Raw genomic sequence first — 13045 nt, 5'->3', positions numbered from 1 at the left:
ATGACCCCGGCGACATCGCGTTCTGTAGAGCCGAGCCATGCTCGGCTGAATGCCTGGCGCATGCGGATCGCAACAGTAGCCGAGCATGGCTCGGCTCTACAGAGGCTTGGCCGGTGGAACGCAGCCACGCATGGCGTGGCTCTACTGCTGGTCGCCCACGTCGCGCACGCAGCTGATCGCCTGCAGCTGGACCCGGCAGGGTTGAGCCCTGCACAGCAGCAGGTGGCGACGCAGACCTTGGCCGACGTGCAGGCACTGCTGCCGGATGGCCTGCTCCGCGCATTGCCTGCACAGGTCCAGGTGCGCTGGCGTGATGACCTGCCGGCCGATGTGCACGGTCGCGCTTTCGCCGGGCGCATCGCCCTGCGTCGCGAGCTGCTGGATGATGCCGTGCCCGGCGCGCGCCGCGCACGCCGCAGCGCGCTGGTACACGAACTGACCCATGTTGCCGACCGTACGGGGGCGAACTGGTCGCGCAGTGTGCGCTGGCGCGATCTGGCTGGATGGCAGCGCAAGCCTTGGCATCTCGGCCGTGGCGACAACGATTTCCGCGACCGCAGTCCCGATGCGTATGAACTGAAGGACCCGGCCGAGTACCTGGCAGTGAACGCCGAGCATTTCGTGCTCGACAGCGAGTTCGCCTGCCGGCGCCCGGCAGTGGCGCAGTGGTACCAGGTCCATTTCGGAACCCCGCCATCGCTGCCACAGTCGCACTGCGCGAACGCGTTGCCATTGCTCCAGGCCGAATCGGAAGAGGGGGCGGCATCGCTGTTACACCTCGATCCGGCGCGCGTCTACGCCGTGGACTACCTGTTCGCCGAGGGCAGTGCGCAGCCGATGAGCCGATGGGGGCACAGCATGCTGCGGCTGGTGATCTGCCGGCCGGGCCGTGCACCGGGTCCGGACTGCCGCCTGGACCTGGAGTACCAGCGCGTGCTGTCGTTCCGCGCGTTCGTCGGCGATGTGCAGATTTCCAACTGGCGCGGCTTGACCGGCGGCTACCCGTCGCGGCTGTTCGTGCTGCCGCTGCAGCAGGTGGTGGACGAGTACACCAAGGTGGAACTGCGGGGCCTGCAGTCGTTGCCCTTGCAGCTGCAACGCGACGAGATCGCCAGCCTGCTCGAGCGCACCGCGCAGGTGCACTGGAGCTATGACGGGCGCTATTACTTCGTCAGCAACAACTGTGCGGTGGAGACCGCCAGGCTGCTGCAGGCCGGAGTGCCCCGGCTGGGCGAGGCCGGGCTGGCCCAGCTGAGTCCGCGCGGTCTCAAGCGGCGGCTGGCGCGGCTGGGCATGCTCGACGAGCGGGTACTCACGGACCGCAACGCAGCGCAGGCACAGGGCTATTACTTCGCTTCCGCGCGCGACCACTACCAGCAGTTGTTCACAGTGGCGGCGACCCAGCTGGCCTTGCCCGCGCGCGATGTGCGCGGCTGGTTGAAGCTGCCGGCAGAACAACGGGCACTGTGGCTGCTGAAGGGCAACCTGCGCGCCAGTGCCGGCCTGCTGCTGCTGGAACAGGCGGCACAGCGGCGTGCCCAACTGCGCGCACGCGATGTGCTAAAGCGGAAGCTACTGGCTGCTGCGGACAGCGCGGAAACCCGCAGCCTGCGCAGCCTGCTGGCGCAGAGCGGGCAGTGGTTGCGCCCGGGAACGCTGCTGCAGGGCGGCTACGGGTTGCCGCTGGCCGATGAGCAGGCGGTGCTGGCCGAAGCGGTTGCCACTGCCAGCGCAGAGGCGGTGCCGGCCTGGCAGGCGCTGCGCGTGCAACTGCGCCAGCAGTTGCCGGTGGGCCAGCGCAACGAGATGGATGCGATCGATGCCAACCTCGCCGCACTTGGCGCGCACCTGCGGGAACAGGCAGCCACGCCCGCTACTGGCGCGGCAGTTCGATGACGAAACGGCTGGCGCCGGCGTTGCCCGCCGTGCAGTAGACGCGGCCGCCGTGCGCGTCGGCGATGGCCTTGACCACCGCCAGGCCGAGGCCACTGCCGCCGCCCTGGCGTGAACGTGAGCCGTCGGCACGCATGAACGGGCTGAAGATGTCGGCGTGCAGGTCCGGATCGATGCCAGGGCCCTCATCCTCGATTGCCACTTGCACATGTCCCGGTGTGTCATGCACGGCAATCCGCACCTTGCCCGGGCTGGCATAGCGGCGCGCGTTTTCCAGCAGCGCCAGCAGCGCCTGGCGGAGGCGGGTCGGGTCGCAGTGCGCGTTGTGTTCCTCGCGGCTGGTTTCCAGCTCCAGCACGAAGCCGGCGGCGCGGAACTGCGGATCGACCAGGGTCATCACCGAATGCACTTCGGCCACCACATCGGTGCGCGCGCGACGTACGTCCAGCCGCGCGTTGTCGGACAGGCTCAGCACGCGCAGATCCTCGATCAGGCGCGAGAGGCCCTCGACCTGCGCCAGCAGGCTGCGGAACTGTGACTCGTCCGGCTGGAACACACCCTCTGCCAGCCCCTGCAGGCGCCCGCGCAGGATCGTCACCGGCGTGCGCAGCTCATGGGCGATGGCCGCGTGCCACATCGCGCGCTCGCTCTCCATGTGCTGCAGGCGGCGCGCCATCGCATTGAAGTCCTCGACCAGGGTCGCCACCTCGCCCGGCGAATTTTCCTCGACGCTGGCGCGTGCACCCAGGTCGCCGCCGGCAAGCGCACGCACACTGTCCACCAGTGAATTCAGTGGCGACAGGATCCGGTGCGCAAGACGGAACGAAGCGGCGATGGCCAGCGCCAGTCCGGTCAGGATCACGCCCACCATCCATGCCAGTTCCGGCCCGGTCGGCAGCCAGCTTTCCGGCTCCTCGGTGCTGCCGGGGAAGAACTCGACCAGCACCGCGTACAGCAGCCACGACGACAGGATCATCATCACGATGACGCCGATCACCATCAGCGACATCGAGATGATGATGTGGCGGCTGAGCCCGGAACGGCGCAGACGCGCCATCAGCGGTCGGCCATCAACCGGTAGCCGACACCGCGCACGCTGGCCGGGACGTTGACCATGCCCACGTCATCGAGTTTGCGGCGCAGCTTGCTGACATGGCTGTCGACGGTGCGTTCCAGCGCTTCGCTTTCCGGCAGGCATTCGTGCATCAGTTCGCTGCGGCTGAAGATGCGGGTCGGCGCCAGCGCCATGCAGTGCAGCAGCTTGAACTCGGTGAGCGTGAGCAGCACTTCGTGGCTGTAGCCTTCGCCCTCCACATGCACGGCATGGGTAGCCGAGTCGATCAGCAGCGGGCCCGCCCGCAGCGCGGTCGGTGCGTCCAGGCGCGAGGCGCGCAACGTACGCCGCAGCACGGCGCGCACGCGTGCTGCCACTTCGGCCGGATTGAACGGCTTGACCACGTAGTCGTCGGCGCCCATGCGCAGCGCGGTGAGCTTGTCCAGGTCCTGGTCCAGTGCGGTCAGCATGATCACCGGCGTTTCACCGCGCTGGCGCAGCTGGGTCAGCACGCTCCAGCCATCCAGGCGCGGCAGCTGCACATCAAGCAGGACCAGGTCGGGGCGGGCGCTGCGGTGCAGGTCCAGCGCGCTTTGGCCGTCGGCGGCGCGCAGCGTACGCAGTCCTTCGCGTTCCAGATAGGCGGTGAGAATATCGGCGATCTCGGCCTCATCCTCGACGATCAGGACGAGGGCAGCGAGGGCAGGGGCGGCATGCATGAAGGGGCGGGGCCTTAAGGTGCTTGCCTCCATCGTATCTCCACAGTTCCTCCATCGAAACCCCATCATCGCCACGCACACTTCACGCTTCAGAACCTATCAGCCGCCTGCGCGGCATTGTGCACAGCAATGAGAACCTTCAGGACTCCGGTCGCGTTGATCGCGGCCCTCGCCCTGGCCGTGACGGCCTGCTCCGCCCCCGAAGCCACGCCCGAAGCGGCACCGCGCGTCAGCGTGGTCACTGTCGGCCCGCAGGTCGTGCAGCGCGACGATGAACTGCCCGGCCGTGTCGCCGCCGTGCGCACCGCACAGATCCGTGCGCAGGTCGGCGGCATCGTGCAGCGCCGCCTGTTCGAACAGGGCGCCGAAGTGCGCGCCGGCCAGGCCCTGTTCCAGATTGATCCGGCGGCGTTCCGTGCCGATGTCGACTCGGCACTGGCAGCGCTGCAGCGCAGTGAGGCAGCCCTGGGCCGCAGCCGCGTGCAGTCGCAGCGCCTGCATGCGCTGGCGGCCGCGCAGGCGGTCAGCCAGCAGCACCGCGACGATGCCAGTGCCGAGTACGAACAGGCCCGTGCCGCGGTGAACGAGGCGCGCGCGATCCTGGCCCGCCGCCAGCTCGACCTGCGCTATGCCACGGTCAGTGCACCGATTGCGGGCCGCATCGACCAGGCGCTGGTGACCGAAGGTGCACTGGTCGGCGTGGCCGATACCGAGCCGATGGCGGTGGTGCAGCAGATCGACCAGGTCTACGTCGATGTGCGCCAGCCAGCGGCGCAGCTCGAGTCGCTGCAACGCAGTGCCGGTGGCGGCGAGCTGCCGGTGACGATCATCGGTGCGGCCGGCAGGCCGCTGCCCGAACGTGGCCAGATGCTGTTCTCCGGCATCAATGTCGATGCGCGCACCGGTGATGTGATCCTGCGCATCCTGGTTGACAACCCGCAGCGGCAGCTGCTGCCCGGCATGTACGTGCGCGCGAGGGTGCCACGTGGCGCGCCCGCCAGTGCATTGACCGTGCCACAGCAGGCGGTGCTGCGCAGCGCCGGTGGCCAGGCCTATGCCTGGGTGATCGGCGCCGACGGCAAGGCGGTGATCCGCACGCTGGAAGTGGACGGTAGTGTCGATCGCCAGTGGCTGGTGCGCACGGGCCTGAAGGCCGGCGAGAAGGTGGTGGTCGAGGGTCAGGAGCGCCTGCAGGAAGGCGTGGTGGTCGATGCGCGCGACTGGCAGATGCCGGTTGCCAGCGCCGGTGCAGTACAGGCCGGCAGCAAGGGCTGAGCCTGTTCCGGGCCGGTCCCTCCAGGAAAATCCAACATGGCACGTTTCTTCATCGATCGCCCGGTGTTCGCCTGGGTGCTGGCGATCTTCATCATCCTGGCCGGCGTGCTGGCGATCCCGCGGCTGGCGGGGGAGCGCTATCCGGCGGTAGCGCCGCCCAGCGTCAGCATCTACGCCAGCTACCCGGGTGCCAGCCCGCAGACGCTGAATGACGCGGTGGTCGGCCTGATCGAGCGCGAGCTGTCCAGCGTCAAGCACCTGCTGTATTTCGAGTCTTCGGTGGACACCTCCGGCGAAGCCTCCATCACTGCGACCTTCAAGCCGGGTACCAACCCGGAGCTGGCGCAGGTGGACGTGCAGAACCGGATCAAGGCGATCGAGCCGCGCCTGCCGCGCAGCGTGCGCCAGAACGGCCTGTTCGTGGAAGCAGCCGATTCCGGCTTCCTGATGCTGGTCGGCCTGCGTTCGCCCGATGCCAGCGTCAGCGAGGCCGCACTGGGCGACTTCATGGCGCGCAACATCATCGAGGAGCTGCGCCGCATCGATGGCGTCGGCCGCGTGCAGCTGTTCGGTGCGGAGCAGGCGATGCGCGTGTGGCTGGACCCGGCCCGGCTGACCGGCTATGGGCTGACCATGGGTGACGTGGCCGCTGCCATCGAGCAGCAGAACCTGGAGATCTCGCCGGGGCGCATCGGTGATTCGCCGGGTGTTCCAGGCCAGCGCATCACCGTGCCACTCAGCGCCGACGGCCAGTTGTCCACGCCGGAACAGTTCGCGGCGATCGTACTGCGCGCCGGGGCCGACGGTTCACGGGTGGTGCTGGGTGATGTCGCCCGCGTCGAACTGGGCGCGCAGAGCTATGCCTGGGGCACCCGCGAGGACGGCCATCCGGCCACCGCTGCCGGGGTGCAGCTGCGGCCGGGCGCGAATGCGGTGCGCACGGCGTCGGCGGTCCGTGAGCGCATGGCCGAACTGGCGCCGCTGTTGCCGCGCGGCGTGGAGGCGAGCATCCCGTTCGACACCGCGCCGTTCGTGAAGATCTCGATCCAGAAGGTGGTGCAGACGCTGCTGGAGGCGATGCTGCTGGTGTTCGCAGTGATGTACCTGTTTTTGCAGAACTGGCGCTACACGTTGATCCCGGCGTTGGTCGCGCCCATCGCGCTGTTGGGTACGTTCGCGGTGATGCTGGCGCTGGGCTTCTCGATCAACGTGCTGACCATGTTCGGCATGGTGCTGGCCATCGGCATCATCGTCGATGACGCCATCGTGGTGGTCGAGGGCGTGGAGCGGATCATGGCCGAGGAGGGCCTGCCGCCGCGTGAGGCCACCATCAAGGCGATGCGCGAGCTGACCGGCGCAGTGATCGGCATCACCCTGGTGCTGACCGCGGTGTTCATCCCGATGGCGCTGGCCAGCGGCTCGGTGGGCGCCATCTACCGCCAGTTCACCGTGGCGATGGCGGTGTCGATCCTGTTTTCGGCGCTGTTGGCCCTGAGCCTGACGCCGGCGTTGTGCGCGACGCTGCTGCGCCCGAACACCCATGGCCATCATGGCCGTGGCGGGCTGTTCGGTGCCTTCAATCGTGGCTTCGAGCGGATGACCGGGCGTTACCAGCGTGGCGTGGCGTCGGTGCTGCAGCGGAGCGGGCGGGTGATGGGCGTGTTCGCCGCGCTGGTGGCGGCGTTGCTGCTGGGCCTGCACTGGCTGCCGGGTGCATTCCTGCCGGAAGAGGACCAGGGCTACTTCATGACCTCGATCCAGCTGCCGGCTGAAGCCACCGCCGAACGCACGCTGGCCGTGGTCGAAGCCTACGAACGGCACGTGGCGTCACGCCCGGGCATCGGCTCCAACCAGTCGATCCTCGGGTACAGCCTCTCCGGTTCCGGCCCGAGCGCGGCGCTGACCTACACGATGCTGAAGGATTGGGGCGAGCGTGCAGGGGCCACCGCGGCCGGCGAAGTGGAGGCCGCGCAGAAGGCGATGGCGACGATTGCCGAGGGCGAGGTGATGAGCGTGATGCCGCCGGCGATCGACAGCCTGGGGCGTTCGTCCGGCTTCTCGCTCGCCCTGCAGGCGCGTACCGGGCAGAGCCAGGCCGAACTGCGTGCGGCCCTGCAGCAGCTGCTGAAGCTGGCCGAGGCCAGCCCGCTGCTGTCGGAGGTGCATGCCGATGGACTGCCAGCAGGTACCAGCGTGCGGCTGGACATCGACCGCGCCAAGGCCGAGGCGATGGGCGTGGGGTTCGAGCAGATCAGCAGCACGCTGTCGGCGGCGATGGGCTCGCAGTACGTCAACGACTTCCCCAACAAGGGGCGGCTGCAGCAGGTGATCCTGCAGGCCGATGCACCCCACCGGATGGAGCTGGAGGATGTGCTGAGGCTGTACGTGCGCAATAGCGAAGGTGGCATGGTGGCGTTGTCGGAACTGGTGACGCCGCACTGGACCGAGGCGCCGCTGCAGCTGCAGCGCTATCTCGGCTTCCCGGCGCTGAACCTGTCCGGCGCACCGGCCTCCGGCGTGTCGACCGGCCAGGCCATGGCGGAGATGGAGCGGTTGGCCGAGAAGCTGCCGTCCGGTTTTGCCCTGCAGTGGACCAGCCAGTCGCTGCAGGAGCGGGAGTCCGGTGCGCAGGCGCCGTGGTTGCTGCTGTTGTCGATGCTGGTGGTGTTCCTGGTGCTGGCGGCACTGTACGAGAGCTGGTCGATTCCGCTGGCGGTGATGCTGGTGGTGCCGCTGGGCCTGTTTGGTGCGGTTGCTGCGGTGCTGTTGCGGGGCATGCCCAACGACGTGTTCTTCAAGGTCGGCATGATCACCGTGATCGGGCTGTCGGCGAAGAACGCGATCCTCATCGTCGAGTTCGCGCGCCAGCTGCAGCAGCAGGGTCGCGGCCTGGTTGAAGCAGCGCTGGAGGCAGCGCGGCTGCGACTGCGGCCGATCGTGATGACCTCGCTGGCATTCGCGCTGGGCGTGGTGCCGCTGATGCTGGCGCAGGGCGCGTCGAAGGAAACCCAGCAGGCGATTGGAACCGGTGTGTTCGGCGGCATGGTCAGTGCGACCGTGCTGGCCGTGTTCTTCGTGCCGGTCTTCTATGTAGTGGTGCAGGGCGCGCGGCAGTGGATCGCGCAGCGCCTGCGCAGACGCCGGCCGATGCCGGGAGGAACCGTGGATGGAACGGAACATCGTTGAAGATCTGCATGAGCGGCAGTTGGCAGCGCTGGAACAGCGCCTGCGGCAGGCATTGCTGGATGACGACCACGATGCGCTGACCGCGCTGGTATCGCCGGCCTTGTTCATGATGGATGGCCACGGCGGCCGCATGCTCGACCTGCCGTGGCTGGGCGACTGGCTGACCGGAAACCTGCAGGTGCGCAGCCTGCAGTCGTACGCGGTGGAAACGTTGCTGTGCGGACGCCTGGCATTGTTGTCCAGCGACGTGCGCTTGTCGGTGCGCGGCCAGGGCCAGGAGCGCGAGCTGAAACTGCGCCTGCTGCGGGTGTGGACCTGCAGTTCCGGCGAAAGCGGCGCGCAGCTGCTGTCGATGGCGGTGCTGGCCGCATGAGTGCGGTCAGGCCGCTTTCAGGCCCCGCTCACCGCGAGGTGGTAGGGTCGAGCATTCCTGTAGTGTCGACAAGGAGTCGAGCCATGCGTGTAGTTCCCAGTCTGTTGGCAGCCTCCCTGGGGCTGGTCCTGGTCGCTTGCCAGCCGGCCCAGGCACCCGCGGCGGGCAGCAATGACGCCCCGCCTGCCACGCCGCAGCCGAGCGCCAACACGGAAGGTGGCAGCGAGACCGCCTACCAGTGTGGTGATCTGAGTGTGGGCGCGACATTCAATGGCGAGGATGCTGCCACGCTGGTGATCGGCGAGCGTAGCTTCGCCATGACCTCCGAGCGCGCGGCATCCGGCGCCAAGTACAGCGATGGTCTCGGCAACAGCTTCTGGACCAAGGGCAGCGATGATGGCCTGCTGAGCCTGAAGGGTGAACCGGATCGCGAGTGCCATGCGGTGGAAGCTACCGAAGGCGATGGCAGCGCCGGCAATGCGGCATTCCGTGCCACCGGCAATGAACCCGGCTGGCTTGCAGTCGTCGACGGCGATGCGCCGGGCCTGCAGGTGGAGGTCGATTATGGCGAGCGCCGCTTCGACGTGGCCAAACCCACCCAGGGCGCTGATGGATGGAGCGGAAAGGCATCCGACGGCACCGACGTCAAGCTCAGCTTCCAGCGCACCACCTGCCAGGATGACATGAGCGGCGAGGCGTTCGAGGCCAAGGCGATGCTGACTGTCGGTACCCGCCAGTACCATGGCTGCGGCAACTTCGGTGCGAAACAGCCGTAACCGCTGCCACCGATGATCCGTCCGCTGCCTGCGGCGAACACGCCGCAGGCAGGGACAGGCAGCCGATCAGCGCGAGGCGCTTAGTCGGCACGGCCCGCGAATTCGCCGGTGGCGGTGTTCACCAGCACGCGTTCGCCATTGACGATGTACTCGGGCACCATGATTTCGATGCCGGTGTTGAGCTTGGCCGGCTTCGGGCGCTTGGTGGCGGTGCCACCCTTCAGTTCCGGCGGCGTCTCGATCACCTCCAGCACCACGGAGGCCGGCAGCTGGATCGCCACCGGCTGCTCGTCGATCACCTGCACGTAGATGCCGGTCAGGCCGTCGGTGATGTAACCGGCGTCGTCGCCGATCACGTCCGCATCCAGGGTGTACGGGGTGTAGTCCTCGTCATCGAGGAACACGAAGGCATCGCCGTCCTTGTACGAATAGGTGGACTGGCGGCGCAGCAGTTCGACCTCGACCAGGTTGTCGTCGGCATCGAAGCTGGCGTCGAGCTTGTTGCCGCCCGGCACGCTGTACATGATGAAGCGGAAGCGGACGTTGCCGCCGCGACCCTGCGGCGAGCTGCGCTCGATGTCGCGGATCTGGTACACGCCGTTGTTGTACTCGACGACGTTGCCCTTCTTGATGTCGTTGGCTTTCATGGTGATCTAGGTCGTTGGGGGAGGGCGCCGTCCCGGCGCCCGGGGGGGAATCACTTCGGAGCGAGGCGGGTAGCGCCGTCCAGGCGGATGGTCTCGCCGTTGAGGTAGGTGTTGCCGAGAATGAAGCCGACCAGACTGGCGAAGTCTTCCGGCTTGCCCAGGCGCGACGGGAACGGGATCGAGGCGGCCAGCGACTGCTGTACGGCTTCGGGCATGCCATCGACCATCGGCGTCCAGAACACGCCAGGAGCAATCGTATTGACGCGGATGCCGAAGCGCGACAGTTCGCGTGCCATCGGCAGCGTCATCGAGACCACGCCGCCCTTGCTGGCCGCATACGCGGCTTGGCCGATCTGGCCTTCATAGGCGGCGATGCTGGCGGTGTTGATGATCACGCCGCGCTCGCCGTCTTCGCCGGCGTCGTTGTCCTGCATGCGATTGGCCGCGGCCTTGGCCACGTTGAAGCTGCCGACCAGGTTGACCATTACCGTGCCCTGGAAGCCGGCCAGCGGCATCGGGCCTTCCTTGCCGAGCACGCGACCGGCGCCGAGGATGCCGGCGCAGTTCATCGCCACGTTCAGGCCGCCGAGGAAATCGTGGGCCTGGTCGATGGCTGCAGCCACGGCCGCCTCATCGCTGACGTTGACATTGAAATAGCGGGCCTTGTCGGCACCCAGCCCGGCAACGGCAGCTGCACCCTTGTCGTCGTTGAGGTCGAACAGAGCCACCTTGCCGCCCTGGGCGACGAGGTGCTGGGCCACGGCCAGGCCGAGGCCGGAGACGCCGCCAGTGATCACGGCACGTACGGAAGACAGCTGCATTGCACGGTCCTGCAGGTTCGAGAACCGCCGATTCTAACGGAAGCGGCGACCGTCGCCGTTGTGCGCTGCGCCGCCCGAGCGGGAGCGGCGCAGCGGGGTGCTCAGCCGGTCGCTGCGAGCGCCTGGCCGGTGCGGCTGGGGGGGGCGCGGCCGAGCAGGCCGGCCAGCCAGCGGCCGGTCTCGGCCAGTGCCGGCAGGTCCACGCCGCTGTCCAGGCCCAGGCCCCGCAGCAGGTAGACCACGTCTTCGCTGGCGACGTTGCCGCTGGCACCCTTGGCATACGGGCAGCCACCGGCCCCGGAGACGGCACTGTCGACCACGCGCACGCCTTCTTCCAAGCAGGAGGCGATGTTGGCGACGGCCTGGCCATACGTGTCGTGGAAGTGCACGGCCAATGCCTCCATCGGAATCTCGGCAGCGACCGCCTGCAGCATCGCCCGTGCCTTGCGTGGGGTGCCGACGCCGATGGTGTCGCCCAGCGAGATTTCGTAACAGCCCATCTGGTGCAGCGCGCGCGCCACGCGCACCACGTCGGCCAGCGGCACCTCGCCCTGGTAGGGGCAACCGAGCACGGTGGAGACGTAGCCGCGCACGCGCACGCCATCGGCGGCGGCGCGGCGCAGGATCGGCTCGAACCGGGCCAGCGACTCGTCGATGCCGGCATTGGTATTGGTGCGGTTGAAGGCCTCGGACGCAGCGGTGAACACCGCTACTTCCTCGACGCCGACCGCGCGGGCGCGGTCGTAGCCCTGTTCGTTCGGCACCAGTACCGGGTAGTGGATGCCGGGGCGGCGCTGGATGCCGGCGTAGACTTCGGCGGCATCGGCCAGCTGCGGAATCCACTTCGGGCTGACGAAACTGGTCGCCTCGATGCTGCGCAGGCCGGTGGCCGACAGGCGGTTGATCAGTTCGATCTTGTCGGCGGTGGAGACCGACTGCTTTTCGTTCTGCAGGCCGTCACGCGGGCCGACCTCGACGATGCGGACGTAGTCGCTCATGCAGCCACCTCGCCGACGGGGCGATGGCAGACCGCTTCGATGTTGTTGCCGTCCGGGTCGAGCACGAAGGCGGCGTAGTAATCCGGGTGGTACCACGGGCGCAGGCCCGGCGCGCCGTTGTCGCGGCCACCGGCGGTGAGGGCGGCGGCGTGGAAGGCGTCCACCTGCGCGCGGCTGGCGCAGGCGAAGGCCACGTGCACGCCGTGGCTGGCGGTGCCGCCATTGCCGAGCCAGAAGAACGGCTTGCCGTCGCTGCCGAAGCCGACGTGGTCGTGGTCGCCGGTCAGTTCGGCGCTCACTTCCATCACCACGCCGATCTGCAGTGGCGCCAGTGCCTGCAGGAAGAAGGCCTTGCTGCGCGCCAGGTCGGCGCTGGTCAAACCAAGATGATCGAGCATGTTCAGGCTTCCGTGACCCAATGGGGGGCGCGCTTGTCGAGGAAGGCGCCCAGGCCTTCCTGGCCCTCGGCGGAGACCCGCAGGCGCGCGATCAGGGCCGCATTATCGCGATCCAGGGCGTCGCGGTCATGGCTGTCCCGGACCTGCCGCACCAGCTGCTTGGCGGTGGACGAGGCGATCGGGCCGGCCTTGTCGAGCAGGGCCAGCTGGCGTTCGAGCGCCTCGTCCAGGCGCTCGGACTCGACCAGCTGATGGACCAGGCCGATGCGCAGCGCGGTGTCGGCATCGAAGTGCTCGCCGGTGGCGAACCAGCGACGGGCCTGGCGGGGGCCGATGGCTTCGATCACATAGGGCGAGATCACCGCCGGCAGCAGGCCGAGGCGGCTTTCGGTCAGGCCGAAGCGGGCCGAGGTGCTGGCGATGGCAATGTCGCAGCAGGCGACCAAGCCGACGCCGCCACCGAAGGCCGCGCCATGGACCCGGGCCAGGGTCGGTTTGGGCAGCTCGTCCAGGGTACGCATCAGCCGGGCCAGGGCCAGCGAGTCCTCGCGGTTATCGGCTTCGCTGGCCGCCGCCATGCCGCGCATCCACTGCATGTCGGCGCCGGCCGAGAAGGAGGCGCCATGGCCGGCCACCACCACGGCCCGGATCGAATCGTCCCGTCCGGCGGCCTCCAGCGCGGCGGTCAGCCGGGCGATCAGGCTGGCGTCGAAGGCATTGTGCAGTTCCGGCCGGTTCAGCCAGAGGGTGATGACGGCGCCGCGGCGCTCGATCTGCAAAGCATCGTTCATGGGATTCCAGGGTCACTCCATACCTGTATGGATCATAGCGGGCCATTGGTCATGGGCCATGACGCGACGCGGGAATGTTAGAATCGAGAACCATTTACATCCAGCAGAGAACAC

12 protein-coding genes are annotated in these 13045 nt (G+C 68.2%); 5 read left to right on the top strand and 7 right to left on the bottom strand.

The features are described from left to right. Nucleotides 1-60: 60 nt before the first annotated feature. Nucleotides 61-1896 carry a DUF7844 domain-containing protein gene (locus BN1263_RS05010; protein ID WP_448226377.1) on the top strand — a complete coding sequence of 612 codons (1836 nt, stop codon included), beginning with the start codon at nt 61-63 and terminating at the stop codon, nt 1894-1896. Here BN1263_RS05010 and BN1263_RS05005 read toward each other — a convergent pair. Next, nucleotides 1874-2950, bottom strand: coding sequence for an ATP-binding protein (locus BN1263_RS05005; protein ID WP_058979957.1), 1077 nt, complete (start codon nt 2948-2950; stop codon nt 1874-1876). The genes BN1263_RS05010 and BN1263_RS05005 overlap by 23 nt on opposite strands. Further along, nucleotides 2950-3666 carry a response regulator gene (locus BN1263_RS05000; RefSeq protein ID WP_186008951.1) on the bottom strand — a complete coding sequence of 239 codons (717 nt, stop codon included), beginning with the start codon at nt 3664-3666 and terminating at the stop codon, nt 2950-2952. The genes BN1263_RS05005 and BN1263_RS05000 overlap by 1 nt, the downstream gene beginning before the upstream one ends. Before the next feature lie 129 nt (nt 3667-3795). Here BN1263_RS05000 and BN1263_RS04995 point away from each other — a divergent pair, with 129 nt between their 5' ends. The 4 genes from BN1263_RS04995 to BN1263_RS04980 all read left to right on the top strand — a co-directional run bounded on the left by BN1263_RS04995 (nt 3796) and on the right by BN1263_RS04980 (nt 9276). Further along, a complete protein-coding gene (locus tag BN1263_RS04995) occupies nt 3796-4941 on the top strand; it encodes an efflux RND transporter periplasmic adaptor subunit (protein ID WP_058979953.1) in 1146 nt (381 codons plus the stop codon). Between the two features lie 36 nt (nt 4942-4977). Next, a complete protein-coding gene (locus tag BN1263_RS04990) occupies nt 4978-8127 on the top strand; it encodes a multidrug efflux RND transporter permease subunit (protein WP_058979950.1) in 3150 nt (1049 codons plus the stop codon). Continuing rightward, nucleotides 8108-8500, top strand: a complete 393-nt coding sequence (locus BN1263_RS04985; RefSeq protein ID WP_019661450.1) for a nuclear transport factor 2 family protein — start codon at nt 8108-8110, stop codon at nt 8498-8500. Before BN1263_RS04990 ends, BN1263_RS04985 begins: the two co-directional genes overlap by 20 nt. 83 nt (nt 8501-8583) lie before the next feature. Then, a complete protein-coding gene (locus tag BN1263_RS04980) occupies nt 8584-9276 on the top strand; it encodes a COG3650 family protein (RefSeq protein WP_021204541.1) in 693 nt (230 codons plus the stop codon). Nucleotides 9277-9356: 80 nt separating this feature from the next. Here the strand turns inward: BN1263_RS04980 and yeiP are convergent, their stop codons facing one another. From yeiP to BN1263_RS04955, 5 genes are all read right to left on the bottom strand, one after another. Next, the gene (yeiP, locus tag BN1263_RS04975; protein WP_005409468.1) at nt 9357-9923 is read right to left on the bottom strand and encodes an elongation factor P-like protein YeiP; all 567 of its coding nucleotides are present in this window, start codon (nt 9921-9923) and stop codon (nt 9357-9359) included. Between the two features lie 50 nt (nt 9924-9973). Then, entirely contained in the window at nt 9974-10744 is a 771-nt protein-coding gene (locus tag BN1263_RS04970) for an SDR family oxidoreductase (protein WP_058979948.1), read from the bottom strand. A gap of 101 nt (nt 10745-10845) precedes the next feature. Further along, nucleotides 10846-11742, bottom strand: a complete 897-nt coding sequence (locus BN1263_RS04965) for a hydroxymethylglutaryl-CoA lyase (protein ID WP_058979946.1) — start codon at nt 11740-11742, stop codon at nt 10846-10848. Beyond that, nucleotides 11739-12140, bottom strand: a complete 402-nt coding sequence (locus tag BN1263_RS04960; protein WP_019661453.1) for a VOC family protein — start codon at nt 12138-12140, stop codon at nt 11739-11741. Before BN1263_RS04960 ends, BN1263_RS04965 begins: the two co-directional genes overlap by 4 nt. A 2-nt stretch (nt 12141-12142) precedes the next feature. Further along, nucleotides 12143-12931 (bottom strand): enoyl-CoA hydratase/isomerase family protein, encoded by a 789-nt coding sequence (locus BN1263_RS04955; RefSeq protein ID WP_058979945.1) that lies wholly within the window; start codon nt 12929-12931, stop codon nt 12143-12145. Between the last annotated feature and the right edge of the window lie 114 nt (nt 12932-13045).

This window comes from Stenotrophomonas thermophila (assembly GCF_001499715.1).
In the GTDB taxonomy this organism is placed as follows: domain Bacteria; phylum Pseudomonadota; class Gammaproteobacteria; order Xanthomonadales; family Xanthomonadaceae; genus Stenotrophomonas; species Stenotrophomonas hibiscicola.
Note: the sequence above shows the minus strand (reverse complement) of the source record. Positions and strands in the feature narration are given on the sequence as shown.

Bases quoted from the DNA above. Each gene is read 5' to 3' on its own strand.
- BN1263_RS05010 (WP_448226377.1), top strand. From the start codon at position 61: ATGCGGATCGCAACAGTAGCCGAGCATGGCTCGGCTCTACAGAGGCTT.
- BN1263_RS05005 (WP_058979957.1), bottom strand. From the start codon at position 2,950: ATGGCGCGTCTGCGCCGTTCCGGGCTCAGCCGCCACATCATCATCTCG.
- BN1263_RS05000 (WP_186008951.1), bottom strand. From the start codon at position 3,666: ATGCATGCCGCCCCTGCCCTCGCTGCCCTCGTCCTGATCGTCGAGGAT.
- BN1263_RS04995 (WP_058979953.1), top strand. From the start codon at position 3,796: ATGAGAACCTTCAGGACTCCGGTCGCGTTGATCGCGGCCCTCGCCCTG.
- BN1263_RS04990 (WP_058979950.1), top strand. From the start codon at position 4,978: ATGGCACGTTTCTTCATCGATCGCCCGGTGTTCGCCTGGGTGCTGGCG.
- BN1263_RS04985 (WP_019661450.1), top strand. From the start codon at position 8,108: ATGGAACGGAACATCGTTGAAGATCTGCATGAGCGGCAGTTGGCAGCG.
- BN1263_RS04980 (WP_021204541.1), top strand. From the start codon at position 8,584: ATGCGTGTAGTTCCCAGTCTGTTGGCAGCCTCCCTGGGGCTGGTCCTG.
- yeiP (WP_005409468.1), bottom strand. From the start codon at position 9,923: ATGAAAGCCAACGACATCAAGAAGGGCAACGTCGTCGAGTACAACAAC.
- BN1263_RS04970 (WP_058979948.1), bottom strand. From the start codon at position 10,744: ATGCAGCTGTCTTCCGTACGTGCCGTGATCACTGGCGGCGTCTCCGGC.
- BN1263_RS04965 (WP_058979946.1), bottom strand. From the start codon at position 11,742: ATGAGCGACTACGTCCGCATCGTCGAGGTCGGCCCGCGTGACGGCCTG.
- BN1263_RS04960 (WP_019661453.1), bottom strand. From the start codon at position 12,140: ATGCTCGATCATCTTGGTTTGACCAGCGCCGACCTGGCGCGCAGCAAG.
- BN1263_RS04955 (WP_058979945.1), bottom strand. From the start codon at position 12,931: ATGAACGATGCTTTGCAGATCGAGCGCCGCGGCGCCGTCATCACCCTC.